26 protein-coding genes are annotated in these 25,413 nt (G+C 66.2%); 12 read left to right on the top strand and 14 right to left on the bottom strand.

The window, feature by feature from the left end; genetic code table 11:
• Positions 1–16: 16 nt before the first annotated feature.
• The 5 genes from M2361_RS26805 to M2361_RS26785 all read right to left on the bottom strand — a co-directional run bounded on the left by M2361_RS26805 (position 17) and on the right by M2361_RS26785 (position 4,459).
• A complete protein-coding gene (locus M2361_RS26805; protein WP_259252823.1) occupies positions 17–979 on the bottom strand; it encodes a tripartite tricarboxylate transporter substrate binding protein in 963 nt (320 codons plus the stop codon).
• Between the two features lie 35 nt (positions 980–1,014).
• The gene (locus M2361_RS26800; protein WP_259252822.1) at positions 1,015–1,761 is read right to left on the bottom strand and encodes a 3-oxoacid CoA-transferase subunit B; all 747 of its coding nucleotides are present in this window, start codon (positions 1,759–1,761) and stop codon (positions 1,015–1,017) included.
• Position 1,762: 1 nt separating this feature from the next.
• A complete protein-coding gene (locus M2361_RS26795) occupies positions 1,763–2,428 on the bottom strand; it encodes a 3-oxoacid CoA-transferase subunit A (RefSeq protein WP_127183253.1) in 666 nt (221 codons plus the stop codon).
• Positions 2,429–3,397, bottom strand: a complete 969-nt coding sequence (locus M2361_RS26790) for a tripartite tricarboxylate transporter substrate binding protein (protein ID WP_259252821.1) — start codon at positions 3,395–3,397, stop codon at positions 2,429–2,431. It abuts the gene before it with no gap.
• Positions 3,398–3,556: 159 nt separating this feature from the next.
• The gene (locus M2361_RS26785; protein ID WP_259252820.1) at positions 3,557–4,459 is read right to left on the bottom strand and encodes an NAD(P)/FAD-dependent oxidoreductase; all 903 of its coding nucleotides are present in this window, start codon (positions 4,457–4,459) and stop codon (positions 3,557–3,559) included.
• A gap of 123 nt (positions 4,460–4,582) precedes the next feature.
• On the opposite strand from M2361_RS26785, the gene folB reads away from it, so the two are divergent.
• Together folB and ttcA are read left to right on the top strand one after the other, a co-directional pair.
• The gene (gene folB, locus M2361_RS26780; protein WP_050446785.1) at positions 4,583–4,942 is read left to right on the top strand and encodes a dihydroneopterin aldolase; all 360 of its coding nucleotides are present in this window, start codon (positions 4,583–4,585) and stop codon (positions 4,940–4,942) included.
• 2 nt (positions 4,943–4,944) lie between these two features.
• Complete coding sequence (gene ttcA / locus M2361_RS26775) at positions 4,945–5,934, top strand: tRNA 2-thiocytidine(32) synthetase TtcA (RefSeq protein WP_259252819.1); 990 nt, start codon at positions 4,945–4,947, stop codon at positions 5,932–5,934.
• A 72-nt stretch (positions 5,935–6,006) separates the two neighbouring features.
• Here ttcA and M2361_RS26770 read toward each other — a convergent pair whose 3' ends face one another.
• The 5 genes from M2361_RS26770 to apaG form a co-directional block, all read right to left on the bottom strand.
• Positions 6,007–6,975: a D-2-hydroxyacid dehydrogenase family protein gene (locus M2361_RS26770; RefSeq protein ID WP_259252818.1), complete on the bottom strand. Its 969-nt coding sequence runs from the start codon at positions 6,973–6,975 to the stop codon at positions 6,007–6,009.
• Between the two features lie 64 nt (positions 6,976–7,039).
• Positions 7,040–7,828 (bottom strand): DsbC family protein, encoded by a 789-nt coding sequence (locus tag M2361_RS26765; protein WP_100853379.1) that lies wholly within the window; start codon positions 7,826–7,828, stop codon positions 7,040–7,042.
• Positions 7,829–7,996: 168 nt separating this feature from the next.
• The gene (locus M2361_RS26760) at positions 7,997–9,166 is read right to left on the bottom strand and encodes a UbiH/UbiF family hydroxylase (protein ID WP_259252817.1); all 1,170 of its coding nucleotides are present in this window, start codon (positions 9,164–9,166) and stop codon (positions 7,997–7,999) included.
• A complete protein-coding gene (locus tag M2361_RS26755; RefSeq protein ID WP_259252815.1) occupies positions 9,163–10,464 on the bottom strand; it encodes a murein transglycosylase A in 1,302 nt (433 codons plus the stop codon). The genes M2361_RS26760 and M2361_RS26755 overlap by 4 nt, the downstream gene beginning before the upstream one ends.
• Positions 10,465–10,514: 50 nt before the next feature.
• Positions 10,515–10,889 carry a Co2+/Mg2+ efflux protein ApaG gene (apaG, locus tag M2361_RS26750; RefSeq protein ID WP_050446790.1) on the bottom strand — a complete coding sequence of 125 codons (375 nt, stop codon included), beginning with the start codon at positions 10,887–10,889 and terminating at the stop codon, positions 10,515–10,517.
• Positions 10,890–11,061: 172 nt separating this feature from the next.
• On the opposite strand from apaG, the gene rpe reads away from it, so the two are divergent.
• From rpe to trpC, 6 genes are all read left to right on the top strand, one after another.
• Positions 11,062–11,790 carry a ribulose-phosphate 3-epimerase gene (rpe, locus tag M2361_RS26745; protein WP_050446791.1) on the top strand — a complete coding sequence of 243 codons (729 nt, stop codon included), beginning with the start codon at positions 11,062–11,064 and terminating at the stop codon, positions 11,788–11,790.
• Positions 11,791–11,808: 18 nt separating this feature from the next.
• Positions 11,809–12,516: a phosphoglycolate phosphatase gene (locus M2361_RS26740; RefSeq protein ID WP_259252814.1), complete on the top strand. Its 708-nt coding sequence runs from the start codon at positions 11,809–11,811 to the stop codon at positions 12,514–12,516.
• Positions 12,517–12,803: 287 nt separating this feature from the next.
• Positions 12,804–14,324 (top strand): anthranilate synthase component I, encoded by a 1,521-nt coding sequence (gene trpE, locus M2361_RS26735; protein ID WP_259252813.1) that lies wholly within the window; start codon positions 12,804–12,806, stop codon positions 14,322–14,324.
• 51 nt (positions 14,325–14,375) lie between these two features.
• Positions 14,376–14,942: an aminodeoxychorismate/anthranilate synthase component II gene (locus M2361_RS26730; RefSeq protein ID WP_050446794.1), complete on the top strand. Its 567-nt coding sequence runs from the start codon at positions 14,376–14,378 to the stop codon at positions 14,940–14,942.
• A gap of 17 nt (positions 14,943–14,959) precedes the next feature.
• On the top strand, positions 14,960–15,991 hold the full coding sequence (gene trpD, locus M2361_RS26725; protein WP_259252812.1) for an anthranilate phosphoribosyltransferase: 1,032 nt from the start codon (positions 14,960–14,962) through the stop codon (positions 15,989–15,991).
• The gene (gene trpC / locus M2361_RS26720) at positions 15,988–16,776 is read left to right on the top strand and encodes an indole-3-glycerol phosphate synthase TrpC (protein ID WP_100853384.1); all 789 of its coding nucleotides are present in this window, start codon (positions 15,988–15,990) and stop codon (positions 16,774–16,776) included. Before trpD ends, trpC begins: the two co-directional genes overlap by 4 nt.
• A gap of 78 nt (positions 16,777–16,854) precedes the next feature.
• On the opposite strand, the gene M2361_RS26715 is transcribed toward trpC, so the two are convergent.
• Complete coding sequence (locus M2361_RS26715) at positions 16,855–18,825, bottom strand: sigma-54-dependent Fis family transcriptional regulator (protein ID WP_259252811.1); 1,971 nt, start codon at positions 18,823–18,825, stop codon at positions 16,855–16,857.
• Positions 18,826–19,054: 229 nt separating this feature from the next.
• On the opposite strand from M2361_RS26715, the gene adh reads away from it, so the two are divergent.
• Positions 19,055–20,584 carry an aldehyde dehydrogenase gene (gene adh, locus M2361_RS26710; protein ID WP_259252810.1) on the top strand — a complete coding sequence of 510 codons (1,530 nt, stop codon included), beginning with the start codon at positions 19,055–19,057 and terminating at the stop codon, positions 20,582–20,584.
• Positions 20,585–20,687: 103 nt separating this feature from the next.
• Positions 20,688–21,065, top strand: coding sequence for a DUF779 domain-containing protein (locus M2361_RS26705; protein WP_039882642.1), 378 nt, complete (start codon positions 20,688–20,690; stop codon positions 21,063–21,065).
• Between the two features lie 16 nt (positions 21,066–21,081).
• Here the strand turns inward: M2361_RS26705 and M2361_RS26700 are convergent, their stop codons facing one another.
• Together M2361_RS26700 and M2361_RS26695 are read right to left on the bottom strand one after the other, a co-directional pair.
• Positions 21,082–21,702 (bottom strand): 2-hydroxychromene-2-carboxylate isomerase, encoded by a 621-nt coding sequence (locus M2361_RS26700; protein ID WP_259252809.1) that lies wholly within the window; start codon positions 21,700–21,702, stop codon positions 21,082–21,084.
• Positions 21,699–21,953, bottom strand: a complete 255-nt coding sequence (locus tag M2361_RS26695; RefSeq protein ID WP_242001371.1) for a DUF2917 domain-containing protein — start codon at positions 21,951–21,953, stop codon at positions 21,699–21,701. Before M2361_RS26695 ends, M2361_RS26700 begins: the two co-directional genes overlap by 4 nt.
• Before the next feature lie 140 nt (positions 21,954–22,093).
• On the opposite strand from M2361_RS26695, the gene M2361_RS26690 reads away from it, so the two are divergent.
• Positions 22,094–23,011 (top strand): LysR substrate-binding domain-containing protein, encoded by a 918-nt coding sequence (locus M2361_RS26690; RefSeq protein WP_259252808.1) that lies wholly within the window; start codon positions 22,094–22,096, stop codon positions 23,009–23,011.
• 59 nt (positions 23,012–23,070) lie between these two features.
• On the opposite strand, the gene selD is transcribed toward M2361_RS26690, so the two are convergent.
• Positions 23,071–24,132, bottom strand: coding sequence for a selenide, water dikinase SelD (selD, locus tag M2361_RS26685; RefSeq protein WP_100853390.1), 1,062 nt, complete (start codon positions 24,130–24,132; stop codon positions 23,071–23,073).
• Positions 24,133–24,298: 166 nt separating this feature from the next.
• Between selD and M2361_RS26680 the strand changes: the two genes are divergently transcribed.
• Complete coding sequence (locus tag M2361_RS26680; RefSeq protein ID WP_259252807.1) at positions 24,299–25,402, top strand: transglutaminase-like domain-containing protein; 1,104 nt, start codon at positions 24,299–24,301, stop codon at positions 25,400–25,402.
• Positions 25,403–25,413 lie beyond the last annotated feature (11 nt).

Genomic DNA, 25,413 nt, shown 5'->3' with positions numbered 1-25,413 from the left:
TGGTGAACGACAGGCGTCAATTCACCTTGGCGCCCGACTGCTCAACCGCCTGCTTCCACGTATCCAGTTCGCGATCAATATGGCCGGCGAAAGCTTCCGGCGTGGACCCGACGGTTTCATACCCATAGCCCATCAGTTGCTGCTTCAAGGCGGGCACCGCCACGGCGTTGGCGATGTCGCGGCTTAGGGTATTGACCACGGCGGGCGGCGTGCCCGCCGGCGCCAACACGCCGTACCAGCCGTTCACCACAAAGCCGGGCACGGTTTCGGCCACGGTCGGCACATCGGGCAGCAGGGGTGAACGGCGTTCGCCCGTCACCGCAAGCGCCTTCAACTTGCCGGCCTGCACCTGCGGCAGCGAGGTGGAAATGCTGTCGAACATCAACGAGACCTCGCCGCCCAACAGCGCCACCACGGCCGGGCCGCTGCCTTTGTAGGGCACGTGCATCATGTCGGCGCCCGTCTGGCTCTTGAACATCTCGGCGGCCAGATGGCTGGTGTTGCCGTTGCCGGCCGACGCAAAGCTGAGCTTGCCGGGATGGCTTTTGCCGTAGGCGATCAGCTCGGCAATGTTGTTGGCCGGCGTGCCCAGGGGCGCGGCCACCAGCATCGGCAAGGTGGCCACCAGGGACACCGGGGCAAAATCCTTGCGCGTGTCGTAAGGCAGAGACGGGTACAGGCTGGGGTTGATGGCGTGGGCCGCCAGCACCATCAGCAGGGTGTAGCCATCGGGCTTGGCGCGAGCCAGTTGCGCCGAGGCGATCGCCCCACCCGCGCCGGGCTTGTATTCCAGCACCACGGGCTGGCCCCATTTCTTTTGCAGTTCCGCCCCCAAGGGGCGCGCCAGCATGTCGGCGCTGCCACCGGGCGGGTATGGGATCAGCAAGGTGACGGGCTTGTCGGGATACGTGGGCGCGGCTTGCGCGACGCCCAAGGACGCCAGGCAGAGCGAGGCTGCGGCGAACAGGGAACGGATCATCAACGGTCTCCTTGGCCCGGGCCGGGCGCTAACAATCAGGCGTAGCGCGGCGCGCCGGCCGGGTCCAGGACGATCGCGCGTGGCGTCGCCGGGAAAGTCAGGGGTGCATCGGTAACGGAACGCAGGAAGGCGGCGTCCACGCCGGCGACCATGGCGTAGACGGCCAGCCCATCCGGCGTTACGTCGATCACCGCCAGGTCGGTATAGATGCGCGTCACCACGCCCTTGCCCGTCAGCGGATACGTGCATTGGCGCAGCACCTTCGGCGTGCCGTCTCGGCCGCGGTGCTCCATGGTGACCAGCACCTGCTTGGCGCCCACGGCCAGATCCATGGCGCCGCCCACGGCGGGGATGGCGTCGGCCGCGTCCGTCTTCCAGTTGGCCAGGTCACCCTTTTCCGACACCTGGAACGCGCCCAACACGGCGTAGTCCAGATGGCCGCCGCGCATCATCGCGAACGACACCGTGTGTTCGGTAATGGACGCGCCGCCCAACAAGGTAATGGGCTGGCGGCTGGCGTTGATGAGGTCCGGGTCCACGTCCTTGCCGCTGGCGGCCGGGCCCATGCCCAGGATGCCGTTTTCACTGTGCAGCAGGATGTCTTTGTCGGGCGGAAGATAGTCGCCCACAAGCGTTGGCATGCCGATGCCCAGGTTGACGATGGAGCCGTCCGGGATATCACTGGCCAGCAATTGCGCAATCTGTTGCCGGGTCAAGCCCTTGATGTCCTGCGCGCTGTTCGCGGCGTTGTTGGTGCTGTTCGTGCTGTTCGCGTCTTGCATGTCAGGCCTCCACCCGCACCACGGCTTTCACGAAGATGCCCTGCGTCATCACCTGTTCCGGCACGAAGGTGCCCAGCGGCACCACCTCGTCCACCTGCGCAATGGCGTGGCCCGAGGCCATGCACATGACCGGGTTGAAGTTGCGCGCCGCGTGCCGGTACATCAGGTTGCCCCAGCGGTCGCCCAGATGCGCGCGGATCAGCGCGAAGTCGGCGCGCAGCGGCTGTTCCAGCACGTAGCCCACGCCGTCGATCACTTCCTGGCGGCGGCCCTCGGCCAGTTCCGTGCCGTAGCCGGTGGGCGTGAAAAACGGCCCCAACCCGGCGCCCGCCGCGCGCAGGCGCTCGGCCAGCGTGCCTTGGGGCACGCATTCCAATTCGACCTCGCCGGCCCGGTAGGCGCGAGCGAAGGCATCGGAATTGGGCGGGCGCGGATGCGAGCAGATGATCTTCCTGACCTGCTTGCGGATCAGCAATGCAGCGATGCCGCGTTCGAACGTGCCGGCGTTGTTGGAAATGATGGTCAGGTCGCGCCGCCCGGCATCCGCCAGGCATTGCAGCAACTCGTAAGGCACGCCCGCTTCGCCAAAGCCGCCGACAAGCACGGACGCGCCGTCGGGAATCACGGCCACGGCCTCGGCCATGGAGGCTTGAATCTTGTCGATCATTTATTGCTCCCGGGCCAGGCCGGCCGTATCCACAATCTGCTTCCAGCGGGCGCGCTCCTGGTCGATGAAGGCCGTGAACTCGGCGGGGGTATTGCCGCCCGCCTGCCCGCCCATGGCCTTGAAGCGGCCGCTGATGTCGGGGCTGCGCACCACATCGCGCGCGGCGGCGTACAGCTTGCCGACCACGTCCTCGGGCGTGCCGGCCGGGGCTATCAAGCCGAACCACGCCGTGACCACCATGTCCTTGACGCCCGCCTCGGCCATGGTGGGCACGTCCGGCAGCTCGGCCAGCCTGGTGTCACTGGTGACGGCCAGCGCGCGCAGCTTGCCGGACTGGATGAATGGCATCGAGCTGGGCAGGTTGTCGATCATGAAGGTGAACTGCTGGCCCAGCAGCGCGGCCACGGCGGGGCCGGCCCCTTTGTAGGGAACATGCGTGCCCGCGATGCCCGCGCGCTGCTTGAAGAGTTCGGCCGACAGGTGCGGCGATTGGCCCGCGCCGGAACTGCCGAACGACACCTGGGACGGGTCGCGCCTGGCCTCGGCCAATAAGTCCTTCACGCTACGGGCGGGTGACGCTTCGTTGACGACCAGCACGTTGGGCACCGAGATCACCAGCGTCACGGGCGCAAAATCGGTCGGCTTGTAGGGCAGTGTCTTGTACAGGGCGTAGTTGATGGCGTTGGGGCCGATGTTGCCCATCAGCAGGGTATAGCCGTCGGGCTTGGCCCGCGCCAAGGCCTGCGCGCCGATGATGCCGGCCGCGCCCGCGCGGTTTTCCACGATGACCTGCTGGCCCAGCTTGGCGGCCATTTTGTCGGCAATCAGCCGCGCGGAAATGTCGGTGGTGCCGCCAGGGGCAGCCGGAATGATGAGGGTGATGGGCCGTTCCGGCCAGGCGGCGTGGACGGGGCTGGCAATGGCGGCCGCCATCACGCCCGCGGCCAGCCAGCGATGCGCTTGCAACATGCTTGTCTCCGAACGCGGTCATGGGTGACCAACTTGTGGGGCAAGTGTGTGCGCCGCGCGGGCAAATGCCAATTCTGCAATCTGGAGGGCAGGCTTCGCCTGGGCTGAACGCCGGGCGTGCGAGCCAACGGGCTTGGTGCGACGCAGCCGCGCGGGGACTTAGTCGCCCGCGCGTTCCCAGCGGCGCTGGATGGCCTTGGCCGCCACCACGCCATCCGCCATCGACGTCACCACGCACGGATGCATGCGGTGAGCCACTTCACCGATGGCATAGATGTCCGGCACGCTGGTTTCGGCGGTGGCGAAATCGGTACGGATATAGCCGCGCTCGTCGCGGGCCAGTTGCAGGCTGTCGGCAAAACCAGCCTGCGGTTCCCAGCCATAGAACACCAGGATCAAGTCGTACTGCCGGCCATCGACACTGCGGCTGGCGGGATCCACCGTGTAGGGGCCGATGCGCACGCCTTCGCGGCCGGCGCGGGTAACCCATTGCTGCTGGGCGCGCACGCTGCGGGCATACAGATGCACGGCGCGGGCGCCCCGGTTGCGCACATAGACGTAGTTTTCGAAGGCGTTGTCGCCCCCGCCCAGCACCGCCACCGACAAACCGGAATAGTCCTGCGCGACGATGGGCGAGCCCGGGCCGATCAGCACGCCGGGCCATGACGCGCCCAGGGGATGATCCGGCAAACCCTTGGCGCGCACGCCGGACGCAATCACCAGCGTGCGGCCGCGCACCTGCGTCTGGTTGCCGTCCGCACCGACCAAGCTGGCTTCAATGCCGCCTTTGCAGGGCACCACGCCGACGACACGGGTTTCCATGCGCAGCGGCACCTGGGCCGCGCGCACGCTGGCGTCGATGTTGTCAGCCACCTGTTGCCCGGTCACGCCAGGCAGCACCGCGATCCAGTCGTCGGCGAAGGGGTTGTCCTGAGCCAGGCCGCCCAGGCGGGCGCTGGCCTCAATTAATATTGGGGACAAACCAAGCCTGGCCAGCCACAGGGCGCAGGACGCGCCGGCCGGGCCGCCGCCTACAATGACCGCATCGTGCATTTGTTGCATTTGAACCCTTATTGACCGCGCCGGCGCCTCACGGGCGCACGGACGTGGCTGAATTGTAGCCAGCGCGCCGCCCCCGATCCGCCGTCCCCTTACAATTCCGGCTGTCCCACCCAGGTTTTCACCATGCCCACACGTCGCATCATCCTTTCCGGGCTTGCGCTCGACGCCCGCATCGGCATCCTCGAACACGAGCGCCGCGCCACCCAGCCCCTGCATGTCGACGCCGAGTTCGACGTGGACATCCATCGCTCGGTCGACGACCACGATATCCACAGCGTGCTGGACTACCGCCGTCTGCGAGAGGCCATCGTCGAGGAATGCACGCAGGCGCATGTGAACCTGATCGAAACCCTGTCCGAACAAGTCGCCGCGCGCCTATTGGCCGACTTCCAGGAAATCCGCTCGTTGCGCTTGCGCATCAGCAAGCCCATGGCCTTTTCCGACTGCGCGGCGGTAGGCGTGGAAATCCAGATCACGCGCTGACCATGAACGATATTGCTCCGCCCCCCGCCGTCCGCTCCCCCGAGGTCCGCTATCGTACCGAGGCCGAGGAAAAGGCCCGCCACGAAGGCAACAAGCTGACCAAGCGCCTGGCCCGCGAAACCACGCGCGCCCTGTCCGACTACAACATGATTGAAGAAGGCGACCGCGTGATGGTCTGCCTGTCGGGCGGCAAGGACTCCTATGCAATGCTGGACATCCTGCTGCAACTGCAGAAACGCGCGCCGTTCAAGTTTGAACTGATCGCCGTCAACCTGGACCAGAAGCAGCCGGGCTTTCCCGACCACATCCTGCCCCAGTACCTGAAAGACCTGGGCGTGCCCTTCCACATCGAGACGCAGGACACGTATTCCATCGTCACGCGCGTGCTGGAAGAAGGCAAGACGATGTGCTCGCTCTGTTCGCGCTTGCGCCGCGGCATTCTGTACCGCGTCGCCTCGGAACTGGGCGCCACCAAGATCGCGCTTGGCCACCACCGCGACGACATCCTGGCCACGTTCTTCCTGAACCTGTTCTATGGCGGCAAGGCCAAGGGCATGCCGCCCAAACTGGTGTCGGACGACGGCCGCCACACCGTGATCCGTCCGCTGGCCTATGTGGCCGAAACGGACCTGATCGCCTATGCGGAGTTGAAGCAATTCCCCATCATTCCGTGCAACCTCTGCGGCTCGCAGGAAAACCTGAAGCGCAAGGAAGTGGGCCGGATGATCAAGGACTGGGACAAGCAGCATCCCGGCCGTTCGTGGAACGTGTTCAACGCCTTGTCGCGCGTGGTGCCGTCGCACTTGATGGACCGCGACCTGTTCGACTTTGTCGGCCTGAAGCCCACCGGCGTGCCGGACGCGAATGGCGACACAGCGTTTGACGCGGTGGATCCGGACGACAACGCGGACGAGGCTTGCGGCGACACGCCCGAAGGGTCGACCGACGCCAGCGGCATCGTCGAGAAAAAGGTGATGTTCACGCGCGGGTAGTTGCCCGGGCAGTGGCCTGGGTAGTAGCCTGGGCAGTTTCATGAACAGGCGCGCTTATCGGCGCGCCTGCGATCACGCCGCCGGTGATGCGTTCAAGACGCGAATCGGCTTGCCCGCCTGAAACGCCTTCACGGCGTCCAGCGCGTTCTGGTAGAACGCCTCGAAATTCTCGCGGCTGACATAGCCCAGGTGCGGGGTCAGGATCACGTTGTCCAGATCGCGCACAGTGTCCGTCGGCGACAGCGGCTCTTCGGGGTACACGTCCAGCCCCGCGCCCGCGATGCGGAACTTCACCAGCGCGTCCATCAAGGCTTCGTTGTCCACCAGCCCGGCGCGCGACGTGTTCACCAGATAGGCGGTCGGCTTCATGGCGGCCAAGGCCGCGGCGTCCACCACGTGGCGGCTGCGGTCGGACAGGATCAGGTGCAGGCTGACCACGTCGGACGTGGAAAAAAGTTCGTGCTTGTCGACCCGCGTCACGCCCGCGGCCTCGGCGCGTTCGTCGGTCAGGTTGGGGCTCCAGGCCACCACATCCATGCCGAACGCCAGGCCCACCTTGGCCACGGCGGCGCCCAGCTTGCCCAGGCCCACCACGCCCAGGCGCTTGCCGGCCAAGGGCTCGGGCATGGCGGTTTGCCACATGCCGCGCCGCATGGCCGCGTCTTCCGTTGTCAGGTGCTTGAACAGGCCGAGGATATGCGCCCAGGCCAGCTCGGCCGTGGCGGTATTGGCGTCGGCGCTGCCCGGCGCACCGCACACGACTATGCCTTGGTCCGTGCAGGCTTGCATGTCGATGGCGTTGTTGCGCATGCCGGTGGTGATCAAGAGCCGCAGGCGGGGCAAGGCGCGGATGCGTTCGGCGGGGAATGGCGTGCGTTCGCGCATCGCCACGATCACGTCGAAGGGTTCGAGCGTGGCCTCGACCTGTTCCGCCGGAATGAAGTTATTGAAGATCTGCACCTCGGCGTCACCGCCCAGCGAGGTCCAATCCGCATAGCGCCGTGCTACGTCGTGGTAATCGTCGAGTATTGCGATTTTCAAGTGAGGTCTCCGGGTGGCTAGGCGGCAATCGCGCCAGCCACCCGGCCGGCGCGACCAGCGCCGGTCAGTTCAAGCGTTCTTTCAGTTGGTCCAGCGGAATGGCGCCGCTGACGCGCGAGCCGTCGGCAAAGAACAGCGTGGGTGTGCCGCGCACCATCAGCTTGTGGCCCAGCGCCAGCAGCTTGTCTTCAGGCACGTCGCAGTTGGCGGTGGCCGGCTTTTTGTTGCGCACCATCCAGTCGTCCCAGGTCTTGCCCTGGTCCTTGGCGCACCAGACGTCGCGCACCTTGTCCTTGGAATCGGGCGACAGGATCGGGTACATGAAGGTGTAGACGGTGACGTCGGTAAGCTCTTCCATCGTCTTGCGCAACTGCTTGCAGTAGCCGCAGTTGGGGTCTTCAAAAATGGCGACCTTCTTCGCGCCCGTGCCCTTGACCTGCTTGATGGCCAGTTCCAGCGGCAGTTGGTCGAACGTGACGGCGCTGAGCTTTTCCTGCGTGGCGCGCGTGACGTCCTGGCGCGTCATGGCGTCTATCAACGGGCCTTCCATGACCCAGGTGACCTTTTCGTCGGTGTAGATCAGGTCCATGCCCAACTGCACTTCAAAAATGCCGTAGGGCGTCAGACGCACGGCGGTTACGTCCATGCCGGAAAAGCGTTGCTGGAAGCGTTCCTTGACGGCGTCGAGCTGGGGCGTCGACACGCTTTTCTCGCCTTTGCCGGGCTGTCCGACCGACTGGGTGGATACGGTCTTGCCGCCTTCGGCGGGCGCTTGCGCCAGGGCCGAAGCGGACAAGCCCAGCCCGCCGGCCAGGAAACAAGCCGCCAGCGTGGCGGAGATGCGGAAAGTCATGGGTGCTCCTGTACTTATCGTGTTCTTTGGGGAAAAGCGTAACTCATCCGGCTGGGAGCCGGGCCGGACGACATGCCGGGGCGACGCGGAAAGGCGGAGTGTCCTTCAGACGCCGGTCGCCCCTCAAGGTTCCAAAAGAAAACCTCAAGAGACCACCGGAAATACGCGTCAATTGGCCGACGCCCCGGCGATCAGGCGGCGCTTGATCAGGGGCGCTTTTTCCACCCAGTGCATGCCGGCATTGCGCAGCCACACCAGGGGCGTGGCGCGCGAGGCGAACAGCTTGTGCAGGCCGTCGGTGGCCAGGCGCATGGCCAGCACCGGTTCGGCGCGCGCACGCTGGTAACGGTGCAGCACGCGGATGTCTCCGGCCGAGCGGTACGGCTCGCGCCCCGCCACGGTGCGGGCCAGCGCCTCGACGTCGCCCAGGCCCAGGTTCAGCCCCTGCCCCGCCAGCGGATGCAGGCGGTGCGCGGCGTCGCCGGCCAGCGCGATGCCGGGCGCCACCATCTGCGCGCGTTCCAGCGTGAGCGGAAAGCCGTGCAGCTTGCTGCGGACCTTCAAGCGGCCCAGCCGGCCCTCGGCGGCATCGGCCAGCAAGGTTTCCAGGCGCGACGCCTGCTGGTCGGGCGGCAAGGCCAGCAGGCCCTGCGCCAATTCGCTGCGCATGGACCACACCATCGACACTTGCGGGCCGCTGGCGGTGTTGGGCAGCGGCAGCAAGGCCAGCACGCCGTCATCGCGGAACCACTGGAACGCCGTGCCGTGGTGGGCGCGTTCCGCGTCCAGGTGCACCACCAGCCCGGTGTCGTTGTACGAGACCGCATCGTGCTTCAGGCCCGCCGCCGTGCGCAGCGGCGAGGCCGCGCCGTCGGCGCCCACGAACAGTTCGGCCTGAATGCGCGCACCGCTTTCGGTATCGACCGCGCCATCCTGATAGCCGGTGCAGCGGTCTTCCAGCCAGGGGATGCCGAACATCCGTACGGCTTGGATCAGCACACGCTCGATCTCGCCGGACTCGACGATCCAGGCCAGTTGCGGCAAAGCCGCCTGCCAGGCATTCAGGTTGACCTGCCCGTCGGCGTCGCCGTGAATTTCCATGGCCTCGACCGGCGTCAGTCGGGCGGAGGGCATGGCGTCCCATACGCCCAGGTCGGCCAGAAAACGTTGGCTAGCGGGCGAAATGGCGTAGACGCGCGGGTGGTAGTGATCAGCGTCCGCCGCGGGCACGGATGCGCGCGGCGCCAGCACGGCAACGCGCTGGCCGCGCCGGGCCAGCGCCAGGGCGGTGGACAGGCCGACAATGCCAGCCCCGCAAATAACGATTTGATGGCTCATCTTGCCGAGGGCTCCCCCGCTTGCTTGGGCCACAACACCCACATCTGGCCCCGTTGTTTCATGCGGCCCGCCTGCTGGCCGGCTTCTTCGCCGTAACCCCAGTAGAAGTCGGCGCGCGCCGCGCCCCGGATGGCCGTGCCCGTGTCCTGTGCGAACACCAGGCGTTGCAGCGGCCGGTCGGAGGCCGGAAGGGTCGTGCTCAGGTACACCGGGGTGCCCAGCGGCACGAAGGTGGCGTCGACCGCGATGGAGCGCCGGGGCGACAGCGGAATCGCGTAGGCGCCCTTCGGCCCTTGTTCGGGGTCGATGACCGGTTCTTCACGGAAGAACACGACGGCCGGATTGGCGTTCAGCATCTCGGGCACGCGCTTGGGGTTGCGCTGCGCCCAGGCGCGAATGTTCTGCATGGAGGCTTGATCGGCGGTCAGCTCGCCACGGTCGATCAGCCAGCGGCCGATGGACGCATAGGGCTGGCCGTTATGGTCGGCGTAGGCGACACGGATCGTCTTACCGGCATCGGGCCCATCAGTCAGTTGGACACGGCCGGAGCCCTGAACCTGCAGGAAGAAGTTGTCCACCGGGTCGTCTACCCAGACCAGCACCGGGGGCTTGCGCCCCGAGGACTCGATGGCCGCTCGGGTGTCATAGGGCACAACGCGCTTGCCGTCCAGCTTGCCGCGCACGCGCTTGCCGGCCAGGTCCGGATACACCGAGCCCAGGTCGATCGTCAGCAGGTCGGCCGGCACGGCGTAGAGCGGCCACTGATACTTGCCGCCCTGGCGACGCGAGCCGCGCACCAGGGGTTCGTAATAGCCGGTGACCGTGTTGGCGGCGGGCTTGCCGTCGGCGGCGTTCAGGCGCCACGGCTGCAAATAGGTTTGCAGGAAGCGACGCACGCCTTCGCCGTCACCGGCGGCCGGGGCGCGGGCCGGATCAACAGCGGCGGCGCAGACAGGCTGCCAGACGCGCGGCGTGGCGCGCGCGGGCGCGGCCAGGTTGCCGCTGGTCTGCCGCATCAAGCCCTTGCAATTACGCAGGAACAAGGGCCAGAACTGGGTCAGGTCGTCGGACGTCCAGCCCGGCATTTCGGACCAGTTGGCGGGCTTGAACTTGCCGGCCAGCGCCCGGGCCGGCGTATCGCGCAGCGCCGACAGCGACGGCACCACCAGCGGGCCATCGGCCACCGGGGCTGCCACGCCGGGCGTACCGGCGTCGCCTGAATCAGGAGGAATGTCCGACGGGGTGGAACATGCGGCCAACAGGATGGGCAGCAGGGACAGGCTAAGAATGCGCTTCATGAGCAAAGGGAAAAAGCGGGCGACGGGCAACGGGCGACGGGCACAACCATTCAATGCAGGGTGCGAGGCATGGCCAGGACGAATTCCGAGATCGGCACTTCGAACGGGATGCCGTTCTCGCCTACGCAATGGTAGGTGCCACGCATCGTGCCCACCGGCGTGGGCAGCGGACAGCCGCTGGTGTATTCGAAGGTTTCGCCGGGCGCCAGCAGGGGCTGCTGGCCCACGATGCCCAGCCCGCGCACTTCCTGCACGCGCTGGTTGCCGTCGGTGATGACCCAGTGGCGGCTGATCACCTGGGCGGGATGTTCGCCGGTATTGGTGATGCGCACGGTATAGGCAAAGACGAATTGCTGCTCGCTGGGATCAGACTGTTCAGGCACGAAGCGCGGAGAGACAGAGACGCTCAGGTCGTAAGGTTTCACAGTCCTTCCTGTGTGGCTGGACGCCCCGGGCCGCAGACCGGCGCCGGGCGCTTGGGAGACATTTGGGAGACGTATTCGAAACGCATTGGAAACGCACAGGAGTCGCGGATTTTGGTCCCGCTACACCGGGCCTTTCTCGAACCCGCGCCCCAAACTGCAATAATGGCACATTATGCCCTCCCCGATCCCGAACATCATGTCATCCTCCATGGCCTCCACTCGCATCACCCCCAGCATCCTGTCGGCTGACTTCGCCCGTCTGGGCGAGGAAGTCCGCAACGTTGTCGCCGCCGGCGCCGACTGGATCCACGTGGACGTGATGGACAACCACTATGTCCCCAATCTGACCATCGGCCCGATGGTGTGCGCGGCGATCCGCCCCCACGTGCAAGTGCCGATTGACGTGCATCTGATGGTTGAGCCGGTGGACGACCTGGTGCCGATGTTCGCCAAGGCGGGCGCCGACTACATCAGCTTCCACCCGGACGCCAGCCGCCACGTGGACCGCACGCTGTCGCTGATCCGCGAAAACGGCTGTAAGGCCGGCCTGGTCTTCAACCCCGCCACCCCGCTTTCCTACCTGGATTACGTCATGGACAAGATCGACCTGATCCTGATCATGTCGGTGAACCCGGGCTTTGGCGGCCAGAGCTTCATTCCCGGCGCGCTGACCAAGCTGCGCGAAGCGCGCGCCCGGATCGACGCCTGGACCCAGGCGGGCGGCCAGGAAATCGTGCTGCAAGTGGACGGCGGCGTCAAAATCGACAACATCGCCGAAATCCGCCGAGCGGGCGCCGACACCTTCGTGGCCGGCTCCGCCATTTTCGGCAAGCCGGACTACGCCGGCATCATCAAGTCCATGCGCGAACAGATCGCCATCGGCGAAACCACCGCCGTCTAAGCCCCAGGAAGAATCGACATGACCGCTTTTCGCGCCGCGCTGCTGGACCTGGACGGCACCCTGCTGGACTCCATCCCCGACCTGGCCTTCGCCGCCAACGCCATGCGCGTTGAGCTCGGCATGACCGCGCTGCGTGTAGACGTGGTGGCCACCTTCGTGGGCAAGGGTGTTGACAACCTGGTCCGCCGCAGCCTGGCGGGCAGCCTGCACGCCGCCGACCCCTCGCCCGCCGAATTCGAACGCGCCCGTGAATCCTTCTATCGCCACTACCACCTGGTCAATGGCGAACGCGCCCAGGTCTACCCCGGCGTCATCGACGGCCTGAAGCACATGCGTGACCAGGGCCTGAAGCTGGCCGTCGTCACCAACAAGCCCACCGAATTCACGCTGCCGCTGTTGCAGCGCACCGGCTTGGCGGGCTTTTTCGACGCGGTGGTCTGCGGCGACACCTGCGCGCGCCGCAAACCCGACCCGGACCAGGTCGTGCACGCTTGCGAACTGCTGGGCGTGGCGGTGGGCGAAGCCGTCACCATCGGCGACTCGATCAACGACGCCCAGGCGGGCCGCACGGCGGGCACGCAGGTGCTGGTGGTGCCTTATGGCTACAACGAAGGCCGTGACGTGCGGGAGCTGGATGTCGATGGTATAGTTGACACGCTTGTTGACGCCGCCCAGTGGGTTGCGCTCTGGAACCAAAACCAGAACGCCGCGAAAATCGCCTCCTGATCGGTGCCTGAAAGCTGAATTTCAGAACACCAGCAACACCCCCAACACGTAAAGACACACCCGGATCAATGAACGCTTACCCCCAGAACCAAATGCTCGGCGCCTCGTGGCGCTGGTGGCGTTTGTCTTCCGGGTGGCGATGATCCCTCCCGGCCCTGGACGCGTATGCCGCCTAGTGCCGTAACTGTGTAAACACAGAGCCAAGCCCGGAACCAGACACCTGGACCGGGCTTTTTTGTTGTGCGCCCGGTCTGAAAGCAAATCAAAAATCGCTCACGAGACCCGACATGACCGAAATCGAATTCAAGGCCCTCGCCGCACAAGGCTACAACCGCATCCCGCTGGTGGCCGAAACCTACGCCGACCTGGATACCCCGCTGGGCATCTACCTGAAGCTGGCGCACGCGGGCCCCTTGGCCGGCCGCATGACCTGCCTGATGGAATCCGTGGTGGGCGGCGAGCGCTTCGGCCGCTATTCCTTTATCGGCCTGCCCGCCCGCACCGTGATTCGCGCCCGCGGCACGCTGACGGAAGTGCTGCACGACGGCAAGGTTGTGGAAACGCACGAAGGCGACCCGCTGGCCTTCATCGAGCAATACCAAAGCCGCTTCAAGGTGGCGCTGCGCCCGGGCATGCCGCGCTTCTGCGGCGGCCTGGCCGGCTACTTCGGCTACGACACCGTGCGCCACATCGAGCCCTGCCTGGGTCCTGCCGTCAAACCCTTCCCGGCCGGCATGGAAGGCGGTACGCCCGACCTGATGCTGATGCATGTGGATGAACTGGTCATCGTCGACAACCTGGCCGGCCGCATCTACCTGATGGTGTACGCCGACCCCAGCCAGCCCGAATCCTACAGCCGCGCCCAGCAGCGCCTGCACGACCTGCGCGCCCGCCTGCGACGCCCTGTTGAAATTCCGTACAGCCACGCCAGCATGCAGACGGAAGAGCGCCGCGACTTCAAGAAAGAAGACTATCTGGCCGCCGTGCACCGCGCCAAGGAACACATTGCCGCCGGCGACCTGATGCAGGTGCAGATCGGCCAGGTCATTGCCAAGCCCTTCCGTGATTCCCCGCTGTCCCTTTACCGCGCCCTGCGTTCGCTGAACCCCTCGCCCTACATGTACTTCTGGAACTTTGGCGACTTCCAGGTGGTGGGCGCGTCGCCCGAGATCCTGGTGCGCCAGGAAAGCGTGGTGGACAACGGCGTGCCCAAGTCGCAGATCACCATCCGTCCGCTGGCCGGCACCCGCAAGCGCGGCGCCACGCCCCAGGAAGACGCGGCGCTGGCCGCCGAACTGAAGGCCGACCCCAAGGAAGTGGCCGAACACGTGATGCTGATCGACCTGGCGCGCAACGACGTGGGCCGCGTGGCCGAAGTGGGCTCGGTCAAGGTCAGCGACACCATGGTCATCGAACGCTATTCGCACGTGATGCACCTGGTGTCCAACGTCACTGGCAACCTGAACCCCGGCATGAGCAGCATGGACGTGCTGCGTGCGTCCTTCCCCGCCGGCACCCTGACGGGCGCGCCCAAGGTGGAAGCCATGAAGATCATCGACGAACTGGAACCCGTGCGCCGTGGCATCTACGGCGGGGCTGCCGGCTACCTGAGCTACGGCGGCGAAATGGACGTGGCCATCGCCATCCGCACCGGCGTCATCAAGGACGGCACGCTGTACGTGCAGGCCGCCGCCGGCATCGTGGCCGACTCCAACCCCGAAGCCGAATACGCCGAAACCGAAGCCAAGGCCCGCGCGGTGCTGCGCGCCGCCGAGCAGGTCCAGCACGGCCTGGACGAACCCATCTGATCCCGGCCCCGGCCCTGCCGCACACCCCGCCCTGCCCGCACGGAGAAAAAAATGCTGTTGATGATTGATAACTACGATTCGTTTACCTACAACCTGGTCCAGTACTTCGGCGAACTCGGCGAAGACGTGCGCGTGGCGCGCAACGACCAGATCACGCTGGAAGAGATCAGCGCGCTGAACCCGGACCGCATCTGCGTGTCGCCCGGCCCGTGCTCGCCTTCTGAAGCCGGCATTTCGGTGGCCGCCATCCAGGCGTTTGCCGGCAAGAAGCCGATTCTGGGCGTGTGCCTGGGCCACCAGGCCATTGGCGCGGCCTACGGCGGCGACATCGTGCGCGCCCAGCAGATCATGCACGGCAAGACGGTGCAAATCTCCCATACCGGCACCGACATCTTCACGGACCTGCCCACGCCATACACCGTGATCCGTTACAACTCGCTGACCATCGACCCCGCCACCCTGCCCGACTGCCTGGCGGTAACGGCAACGGCGCCGGACGGCGACATCATGGGCGTGCGCCACAAGACGCTGCCCCTGTACGGAGTACAGTTCCATCCCGAGTCCGTGCTCAGCGAACACGGCCATGCCCTGCTGCGCAATTTCCTGAACCTCGCCTAAGACAAGAAGGACGCACCGTGACTATTTCCCCCACCGAAGCCCTGACGCGCTGCATTGAACATCGCGAAATTTTTCACGACGAAATGCTGCATCTGATGCGCATGCTGATGCGCGGCGAGATGTCGCCGCAAATCGCCAGCGCGCTCTTGATGGGCCTGCGCGTCAAGAAGGAAACCATCGGCGAGATCACCGCCGCCGCCCAGGTGATGCGCGAGTTCGCCACGCCGGTCGTCACGCCCAACCCGCAAGACCTGCTGGACATGTGCGGCACGGGCGGCGACGGCAGCCACACCTTCAACATCTCGACCACGGCCATGTTCGTGGCGGCGGCGGCCGGCGTGCCGATCGCCAAGCACGGCAACCGCAGCGCCTCGTCGTCCAGCGGCAGCGCCGACGTGCTGGAAGCGCTGGGCGCCAACCTGGTCCTCTCGCCCGACGAAGTGGCCGAGTGCATCCAGGCCACCGGCATCGGTTTCATGTTCGCGCCCGCGCATCACGGCGCCATGAAGAACGTGGCCGCCGTGCGCAAGGAATTGGCCGTGCGCACCATCTTCAATATTCTGGGGCCCCTGACCAACCCGGCCGGCGCCGCCAACCAGTTGATGGGCGTGTTCCACGCTGACCTGGTTGGCATCCAGGTGCGCGTGCTGGAACGCCTGGGCTCGCGCCACGTGCTGGTGGTGCATGGCAAGGACGGCATGGACGAAGCCTCGTTGGGCGGGGCCACGCTGGTGGGCGAGCTGAAAGATGGTCAAATACGGGAATATGAAATCCACCCCGAAGACTACGGGCTATCCATGATGTCCAACCGGTCCATCAAGGTGTCCAATCGCGAGCAGTCACGCGAACTTGTCATCGAGGCGCTGGAAAATGTCGAGGGCACGGCCCGCGACATCGTCGCCCTGAATGCAGGACTTGCCATCTACGCCGGCAATAAAGCCGATTCCATTCCCGAAGCCTTAGCGCTAGCATTTGAACTGATCGCCACCGGCGCGGCGCGAGCCAAGCTGGAAGAATTCTGCGCATATACCCGGAAATTCCAGAAATGAACGATATTCTCGCGAAGATCCTCGCCGTCAAGGTCGAGGAAGTCGCCGCCGCTCGCCAGATGCGCAGCGAAGCCGAAGTCCTGCGCGAAGCGCAGGCTCGCCAGGACGTGCGCGGCTTCGCGCAAGCCATCGAAGACAAGATCTCGCAAGGCAAGGCCGGCGTCATCGCTGAAATCAAGAAAGCATCGCCCTCCAAGGGCGTGCTGCGCGAGACCTTCGCCCCCGCGGAAATTGCGTCGTCCTATGCCGTGCATGGCGCGGCCTGCCTGTCGGTGCTGACCGACGTGCAGTTCTTCCAGGGTTCGCACGACCACCTGCGCCAGGCACGCGCGGCCTGCTCGCTGCCCGTGCTGCGCAAGGACTTCGTGATCGACTCCTACCAGATCATCGCCGCGCGCGCGATGGGCGCCGACTGCGTGCTGCTGATCGTGGCCGCCCTGACGCCGTCGCAACTGCGCGACTACGAAACACTGGCGATGGAACTGGGCATGGACGTGCTGGTGGAAGTGCACGACGCCCGTGAACTGGACGTGGCCCTGACGATGAAGACGCCGCTCCTGGGCATCAACAACCGCAACCTGCGCACCTTCGAAACCAGCCTGAAGAACACACTGGACCTGCTGCCCAACATTCCGGCGGGCAAGCGCGTCGTCACGGAAAGCGGCATCCTCAAGCCGGAAGACGTCAAGCTCATGCGCGACCACCAGGTCAATGCCTTCCTGGTTGGCGAAGCCTTCATGCGCGCCAAGGACCCGGGCACGGAACTCGCCCGCCTGATGCACTGAGGCATCAACGGGTGGTGGGCCGGGGCCGCGAGGTCAGCGGCCGCGAGGTCAAGGGCCGAGAGGTCAAGGGCCGCGAGGTCAGCGGCTTGGCGATCGCGGCAAACCCAGCCCGCCCGCGCGCCTGTACACGGTGCTGCGGTGCACACCCAAGGCTCGCGCCGCGCGGCTGACATTGCCGCCGTGCGCGGCCAGCGCGTCGCGGATCGCCGTGTCCGTGATCGATTGCAGATCTTCCATGCCGCTGTCAGCAGCGGCCGCCGCCACGTCGGTGGCGTGACGCGCGTCCATGGCGGGCTGCACTTCGGTTGCCAACAAACCAGTGGGCAGCACATCACGCGGCAACCCCTTGGCCTGCAATAACTCGGCCGGCAACATGTCGGCATCCACCACGCCCGACGGCCCCGCCAACACATGCATGTTGCGCAGCACCGCCGCCAACTGGCGGTAGTTGCCCGGCCAGGAATACGCTGCCAACAGCGCTTCGATGTGCGGCGGTAGCATCGGCCCGGGTCCCTGCGCCGCCCATAGCCCCCGCAGCAATTCCAGACGGTCGGCGCGGGCGCGCAGCGGTTCCAGCGTGACCGTGTATTCGGCGATGCGGAAGTACAGGTCCGGGCGCACCGGCGCATCCGCCCCCTCATGGGCCAGCGGGCGATGGGTGGCGCACACCAGCGCAAAATCCACCGGCACCGGCCGCGCCGCGCCCAGCGGCGACACTTCACGCGTTTGCAGCACGCGCAGCAAACGTGATTGCAGCAGCAGCGGCATATCGCCGATTTCATCCAGGAACAGCACCCCGCCGTGCGCCTGGCGCAGCAAGCCCTTGCTGCCCTGGCGGCGCGCGCCGGTAAAGGCGCCATCCTCGTAGCCAAACAGTTCGGATTCGATCAGGCTTTCGGGCAGCGCCGCGCAATTGACCGCCACGAACGGCCCCGCCGCGCGCTTGCCGCGCGCATGCAATTCGCGGGCAAACACTTCCTTGCCCACGCCGGTTTCGCCTTGCAGCAAAATCGACACGCCCGCGTCCGACAGATGCACGGCACGCGCCAACGCGCCCAGTGTGGCGGCGTCAAAGCTGGGCGCCACGGGGCGCTTGGTGTCGGTGGGCGACTCGCTGAGAGGCAAGGCGGGCGCCACCGGGCGCGGCGGGCGCGAGCGCGGCAGGCGCAAGCGGGCGTGGTAGCTCGTGCCCGCGCGCGCCTGCACGCGGCCGGCCGCGTCGGGGCAGCGTTCCAGTTCGCCGTCGAACACATCGGCGTAGCGATACACGCCCAAGGCGGTCGCGGCCAGGCCCAAGGCCTGCAAGGCGCGGCGATTCGCGCCAATCAACACATCCCCCTGAAACGCCAGCAAGCCTTCACCCGGCGCGCCCAGGCCGGACGCATCGGCATGCAGACGCAACACGGCGTAATGCTCGTAGGCTTCTTCAAACAGCCGATGCTCGATCACATCCACGGCCGCGCGCACCAGGGCCAGCACATCCGGGCGAACGTCGCGCGCCTGGCTGGACAGGTCCAGCACCCCCAGCATGCGCCCTTCACTGTCAGTGATGGGCACGGCCGCGCAGGTCAGGATGCGATTGGGTTCAAAGTAGTGTTCCGCGCCATGCACGGCGATGGGCCGGCCTTCGACCAGCGCGGTGCCGATGGCGTTGGTGCCGGCGGCGGCCTCGTCCCAGGGCGCGCCGGGCATCAGCGCCACGCGGGACGCGCGGCTGGCGAATCCGGTGTCGCCATCGCTGTCCAGCACCAGCCCTTGCGCGTCCGACAAGATCACCAGGTTGCCATTGCCGCCGGCCTGGCGGCGCAGGTAGGACATGGCGGGTTCAGACAGGCGGCGCAGCGCTTCGTTGCGCTGCTGGGCTTCGCGCAGTTCGCCCTGCGTCATGAGTTCGGCGCGGCGCACGCCACGCATGTCAAAGCCCAGGTCGGCGCAACGCCGCCAGGATCGCAGAATGGGTTCAGCAACGATGCCGCCGGGCACCGCCCCCTGCTGGTTGAACAGCAGGCGCGCTTGCGTCAGCGCGTGCTGACGGGATTGACTGGCCATGCATGTCTCCTTGGACGGGTGTTCTGCGACACCTGTTCCGCGACAACGTCGCAAAAAACGTCATCTTGAAAGGGCAAAAATCTTGCACGCCCGTCGGGGCGCGCCGAAATCAACTTTCGCACGCTGGGGCCCGGACTGTCCAGCGGGGAAGCCCCAAGGTTGGCATGCTCCTTGCTTGATAGGAAGCAGGCAGCCCACTGCCGCAATCCCAACAATATCGGAGACAAGCATGGACATCGCGACCCGCATCACCCCGGACACGTACGGCACGCGCCTGGACCTCAAGACGCAGTACGACAACTTCATCGACGGCAAATGGCAGAAACCGGCCGATGGCGAATACTTCGACAACGTGACCCCGGTGACCGGCCAGGTGTTGACGCGCAACGCGCGCTCGAAGGACCGCGACATCGAACTGGCGTTGGACGCCGCGCACCGCGCCGCGCCGAAATGGGGTTCGACCCCGGCCGCCGAACGCGCGCGCATGCTGATGCAGATTGCCGACGTCATGGAAGCCAACCTGGAACGCCTGGCCACCGCCGAAACCTGGGACAACGGCAAGCCGATCCGCGAAGCCCGCGCCGCCGACATCCCGCTGGCCATCGACCACTTCCGCTACTTCGCCTCGTGCATCCGCAGCCAGGAAGGCGGGCTGTCGGAAATCGATAGCGACACGGTGGCCTACCACTTCAACGAGCCGCTGGGCGTGGTGGGACAGATCATTCCGTGGAACTTCCCCATCTTGATGGCGGCGTGGAAGCTCGCGCCCGCGCTGGCGGCCGGCAACTGCGTGGTGCTCAAGCCCGCCGAGCAAACGCCGCTGGGCATCCTGCTGCTGATGGAGCTGATTGGCGACATCCTGCCCCCGGGCGTGCTGAACGTGGTGACGGGCTTTGGCCTTGAAGCCGGCAAGCCGCTGGCCTCCAGCAAGCGCATCGCCAAGATCGCCTTCACCGGGGAAACCACCACCGGCCGGCTGATCATGCAGTACGCCTCGCAGAACATCATTCCCGTCACGCTGGAACTGGGCGGCAAGTCGCCCAACATTTTCTTTGCCGACGTGGCGGCGCAAGACGACGACTTCCTGGACAAGGCCGTGGAAGGCTTCGTGATGTTTGCCCTGAACCAGGGCGAAGTGTGCACCTGCCCCAGCCGCGCGCTGATCCAGGAATCGCTCTACGACAAGTTCATGGAACGCGCCTTGAAGCGCGTGGCCGAGATCAAGCAAGGCAACCCCCTGGACGGCGACACGATGCTGGGCGCGCAGGCGTCCACCGAGCAGTTGGAGAAGATTCTGTCGTACCTGGATATCGGCAAGCAGGAAGGCGCCGACGTGCTGGCGGGCGGATCGCGGGCGCAGATGCAGGGCGCGCTGGAAGGCGGCTACTACGTGCAGCCCACGGTCTTCAAGGGCCACAACAAGATGCGCGTCTTCCAGGAAGAAATCTTCGGCCCGGTCGTCGCGGTGACAACCTTCAAGGATGCCGACGATGCGCTGGCGCTGGCCAACGACACACTCTATGGGCTGGGCGCGGGCGTGTGGTCGCGCGACGCCAACACCTGCTACCGGATGGGGCGCGCCATCAAGGCCGGCCGCGTGTGGACCAACTGCTATCACGCCTACCCCGCGCATGCGGCGTTTGGCGGATACAAGCAGTCGGGCATCGGGCGGGAAAATCACAAGATGATGCTCAACCACTACCAGCAGACGAAGAACCTGCTGGTGAGCTATTCGCCGAAGAAGCTGGGTTTCTTCTAAGCATCACGCCGCGACACGCGCACCGGGCCATCGGGTCCGGTGCGCGTATTTGCCGTAGGTGATGCCGCAAGGAATCCACAAGACAAGCGACAAGGAAAACACCATGGATGAACCCACCCCGCGCGTGGTTGCCACCGATGCGGCGCGCGAGTTGATCGACACGCTGCGTGCCAAACACGGCCCGCTGATGTTCCACCAATCGGGCGGGTGCTGCGATGGCAGTTCCCCCATGTGCTATGCGCAAGGCGAATTCATGGTGGGCGGGTCGGACGTGTTGCTGGGCCAGCTTGAGGGCTGCCCGTTCTACATGGGCGAAGACCAGTTTGCGTACTGGGAACACACCCAGCTCATCATCGATGCCGTGCCCGGGCGCGGCGGCGCGTTCTCGCTGGACAGCGCGGAAGGCAAGCGCTTTCTGCTGCGCTCGCGGCTGTATTCGGACGACGAATGGGCGCGCGTGGCGCCCGTGACGAAGGGATAGCGCGCTAGGCTGTGGATCAGGCCTGACCGCGACGCGCCCAGTCCAGCGCGTCTTCCAGCCGATCATTACCCCAGAACATTTCATCGCCCACAAAAAACGTGGGTGCGCCGAACAGGCCCAGATCGCGCGCCCGGTCCACCTGGCGGCGCAACGCTTCCTTGGCGGCTTCGGACTTGGCGCGTGCGATCAGCGCATCGGCGTCCAGCGACAGGCCGTTCAGCAAACCGTGCACCACGTCTTCGGACTGAATGTCCTCGTCATGCTGGAAGTTGGCGCGAAACACCGTCACGCAGAAATCCCGGCACCAGGGCTCGTCCTGGCCCAGCAGCGCGATGCGGGCCGGCAGCACGCTCATGCGCGGAAACAGGCGCGGGCGCTTGTAGACCACGCCGTACTTGTCAGCCAGCCGCGCGATGTCGCGCATCATGTACGCGCCCTTGCCCGGAAACAGCCGGAACGGCGAATCGTTCCAGCCCTGCGCCTGGAAAATCGGCCCCAGCAGGAAGGGGCGCAGGTCCACCCGCACGCCGGCGTCTTGCGCCAGGGAGTCTATGCGTTCGATCGCCAGATAGCTGTACGGGCTGGCAAAGTCGAACCACATCTGCATGCGAGGGCCATCGGGCAAAGGCGCGGTCATTCTGGGGACTCCGACAAGGAAAGTAGCGCGACCTGCGCATTCGGCAGGCCGCTGAGCACGACATCGCGATCGCTGTCGACGGTAAGGGAGTCGCCGGCTTGCAGCACGCTGTCATCCAAGCGGCGGTACTCGGAAATCCACACCGTGCCGGCACGGCACACGATGCGGACGCCCGAGGCGCGCTTGAGCAGCATAGTCGAGCCGCCATCCAAACGGAATGACATTCCCGTGGTGCAGCGTAACTGGATCATGGCAACCCCCTGGCCGCGTCGGCGGCGATCACGTGGGACGTCAGGGATATCCCCTCCGCCTGTCGCATGGTTCCCATTGGACGCTGGCGGCGTACTATTGCTCAAGCGACTTTTCCGTCCAACACGCATGAGTTTCACGAATGCCATATCCGCTAGCCAAGCTTCCTCCGCTGGACCTGGTCCGAGGCTTTGTCGCCGTGGGCCGGCGCATGAGCATCACCTTGGCCGCGCAGGATCTGCACGTGACGCAATCCGCCGTCAGCCGCCAGATTCGCGCGCTGGAAGAACACCTGGGCGTGCCCCTGCTGGTGCGCGGGTTCCGCAGCGTGTCGTTCACGTCCGAAGGCGCGCAACTGTTTCGCATGGCCGACGTGTGGCTCAGCCAATTGGGTGACCTGACCGAACAACTGCGCGCGCCCGAGCGGCGCACGCCGGTCACCGTCACCACCACCATCGGCGTGGCCTCGTTGTGGCTGCTGCCGCGCCTGGGGGATTTTCAGGCGGCGCATCCGCATATCGACGTGCGCGTGGCGGCCGACAACCGCCTGATCGACATCGACCGCGAAAGCGTGGACATCGCTATTCGCTACAGCGAGCGCGACAAGGTGCCGGACGCCGCCGCGTGGCTGTTCGGCGAAACGGTGGTGCCGGTGGCCCATCCCTTGCTCAATGTGCGCGCGCTGGATGCCCGCGCGCTGCAACGCCATGTCTTGCTGGAATTCGATGACCCGACCCGGCCGTGGCTGCAATGGTCGGAATGGCTGAGCGCGCGTGGCCTGGGCCGCACGCGCGCGCGCGGCATGCTGCGCTTTAACCAATACGACCAGATTGTGCTGGCGGCGCTGGCCGGCCATGGCATTGCGCTGGGCAGGCTGGCATTGATTGCGCCCATGCTGGCCGACGGCCGGCTACAGGCGGTGGGCGACCAGCCCGCCAGCGCCACCGAACTTGCCTATTGGCTGGTGCGCAATACACGCCGCAGCACGCCGGATGCGGATGTGGTGGCCCAATGGTTGATCGAGCAGGCCGCGAGTACCGCGCAAGATCTGCGGGCTTGAGGTAACGCGGGGCAACGCGGGCCTGCGCGATGCGGCCCGCGCTCGGTCAGCCGACCTGCTCAGCCGACCTGCACCCGCGCGTCGCCTTCGACCATCTCACCGACCACGGTGGCGTCGCCGAACCCCTGGCTGTGAAACAGCGCCAGCACCGCATCGGCCGCTTCCGGCGCGCACGACACGAGCAGCCCGCCGGAGGTTTGCGGATCGGTCAGCAAGGCGCGTTGCGTGTCGCTCACGTTCGCACCCAGCCGCACGGATTCACCATAAGACGCCCAGTTGCGGCCCGACGCGCCGGTAATCACGCCGTCCGCCGCAAAGGCTTCCACTCCAGGCAACCACGGCAGCGCGTCCAGGCGCAGCCGCGCCGTCAGATTCGCGCCGCGCGCCATTTCCAGCGCGTGGCCCGCCAGGCCAAAGCCGGTGACATCGGTGACCGCATGCACGCCGTCCATTGCCGCCAAGGCGGCGCCGGGCCGGTTCAGCCGGGTAGTCGTATCGATCATGACGCGGTAGCCGGCGTCGTCCAGGCGGTTCTTTTTCAGCGCGGCCGACAAGATGCCCACGCCCAGCGCCTTGCCCAGGATCAGCACATCGCCCGCGCGCGCGTCGGCGTTACGCTTGACGCGGCTGGGGTGCACCAGCCCCATCACCGCCAAGCCGTAGATGGGCTCGACCGAATCAATGCTGTGCCCGCCCGCCACCGGAATGCCCGCTTCCGCGCAGACCGATTCACCGCCGCGCAAGATCTCGGCAATGACGCTGTGCGGCAGCACGTTGATGGGCATGCCCACGATGGCTAGGGCCATGATGGGCGTGCCGCCCATGGCATACACGTCCGATAGCGCGTTGGTGGCCGCGATGCGGCCGAAGTCATGCGGGTCGTCCACGATGGGCATGAAGAAATCAGTGGTGGCGATAAGCGCCTGCTCGTCATTGAGCCGGTAGACCGCCGCGTCGTCGGCGGTCTCGGTGCCGACCATCAGGTTGGGATAGCTTGCGGCGGGGCCGAAACGCTTGAGCAATTCGGACAGCACGCCCGGCGCGATCTTGCAGCCACAGCCGCCGCCGTGCGACAGCGAAGTCAAACGCGGCACTGCCGCGGACGCTACTTCCTGGGTCATTTCAGTCTCCGGGGATCAATCAAAAAAGGATAGCACCGCGCCCGCCGTTGGCCCTATGATGTTTCGGCGGCAGGCATTGCCGCAGTATGCTCGACTTCAGCAGCAACGGACGGCCGCCCGGCCCCGGGCGCACCGACAGCCAATCTTCACCGTGCGTGAGGGCTCTATGGATCGCCGACACTTTCTCCGTTTATCTGGCGCATTGTGCGCCGCCACCACCACCGCCTTGCCACAGGTGCTGCGCGCGCAGCAAGCGCCCGTCACCGTGGGTTGGCGTGGCTTTGAACTCACTACCGACATCAGCGTTGCGGATTCCGCCGCACACACGCGCATCTGGATTCCGGTGCCCTACGCCACCGACACGGACTACCAGCGCGGGGTGACGACCACCTGGAACGTCAGCGGCGGCGGCACCGCGCAGTTGACGCAAGCCCCCGGCTACGACGTGCAGATGCTGGCCGTGCAATGGCCGGATGCCCAGGCGCCGCGCGGCGTGACGGTGACCAGCCGCTTCCAGACCCGCAACCGCCGCGTCGACCTGACGCAACCGCCCCCCGCCAACGCCGTGCTTGAAGACCCGGCGGTGCTGCGCGAATTCGTGAAGCCCACGGCGCTGCTGCCCACCGACGGCATCGTCAAGGCCACCGCCGATCAGATCACACGCGGCCACCAGGGCGACGTGGCGCGCGCCCGCGCCATCTACGACTGGGTGGTTGAAAATACCTGCCGCACCGCATCAACGCCCGGCTGCGGCGTGGGCGACGTGCAATACATGCTTAGCGCCAACGACTTGAACGGCAAGTGCGCCGACATCAACGCCCTGTTCGTGGCGTTGGCGCGCGCCTCGGGCATTCCCGCGCGCGATGCCTACGGCGTGCGCGTGGCCAATTCCGAGCTGGGCTACAAAAGCTTGGGCAAGGCAGGCGACGTCACCAAAGCGCAGCACTGCCGCGCCGAGTTCTATGCCGCCGGCTATGGCTGGGTGCCGGTCGACCCGGCTGATGTGCGCAAGGTGATGCTGGAAGAACCGCCCGGAGAACTACCCTTGACCAATGCCAAGGTGCGCGCGGCGCGTGTCATGCTGTTTGGCGCCTGGGAAATGAACTGGGTGGCGTACAACCACGGCCACGACGTCGTGCTGCCGGGCTCGGCCCACGACCCCGTGCCGTTCCTGATGTATCCCAACGGCGAGACCAGCGCGGGCCGCCTCGACAGCCTGGACGCGGACGGCTTCCGGTATCGGATCAGCGCGAAACCCGTGTCCGTCTGAGGCGGCAAGAC

It is taken from the genome of Achromobacter sp. JUb104 (assembly GCF_024806975.1).
Taxonomy (GTDB): domain Bacteria; phylum Pseudomonadota; class Gammaproteobacteria; order Burkholderiales; family Burkholderiaceae_B; genus Achromobacter; species Achromobacter spanius.
This window is presented reverse-complemented; position numbering and strand designations above follow the sequence as displayed.